This window comes from Paraburkholderia sp. J76 (genome assembly GCF_905220295.1).
Taxonomy (GTDB): Bacteria; Pseudomonadota; Gammaproteobacteria; order Burkholderiales; family Burkholderiaceae; genus Paraburkholderia.
Map to the genome: position 1 here is coordinate 1 of NZ_CAJMZJ010000048.1, position 695 is coordinate 695.

Genomic DNA, 695 nt, shown 5'->3' on the forward strand with positions numbered 1-695 from the left:
TCGCGGCCAATCACGACCGGCGCCTTCAGTTCGCCGTTCTTCACCATTTCGTTGAACGCCTGCCCCAGACGATAACGGTCCTTCACGCCCACCCAGCAGATGCGCGCGGGCAGCCCCTGGAACGCGATGCGCTCGCGCGCCATGTCGAGCCAGTTGTGCAGATGCGGATCGTCCGGAATCAGTTCCTTGACCTTGGCGTCGGTCTTGTAGATGTCCTCAGGATCGCCCGAGAGCGCCACCCAGCGGAACGGCCCCTTGCCCTCGCAGAACAGCGGACGGATATACGCCGGCACGAAGCCCGGGAAATCGAAGGCGTTTTCCACGCCCATTTCCAGCGCCATCTGGCGGATGTTGTTGCCGTAGTCGAGCGTGGCCGCGCCGCGCTCCTGCAGCGTGAGCATCGCGCGCACCTGGTGCGCCATCGATTCCTTCGCGACCTTCACGATGGTTTCGGGCGCAACCTTCTGCGCTTCGCGCCATTGCTCGACCGTCCAGCCCTGCGGCAGGTAGCCGTTGATCGGGTCGTGCGCGCTCGTCTGGTCGGTCACGCAGTCGGGCGTGATGCCGCGCTTGACGAATTCCGCGAACACGTCCGCCGCATTGCCGAGCAGGCCCACCGAAACGGGCTTGCCCGTCTGCTTCGCTTCCTCGACGATGGCCAGCGCCTCGTCGATGGTCTTCGCCTTGCGGTCCAC

1 pseudogene is annotated in these 695 nt (G+C 65.2%); it reads right to left on the reverse strand.

Features of this window, described 5'->3' with window-relative positions:
* Positions 1-695, reverse strand: a pseudogene (locus tag U5768_RS31845) (urocanate hydratase); the annotation flags it as partial.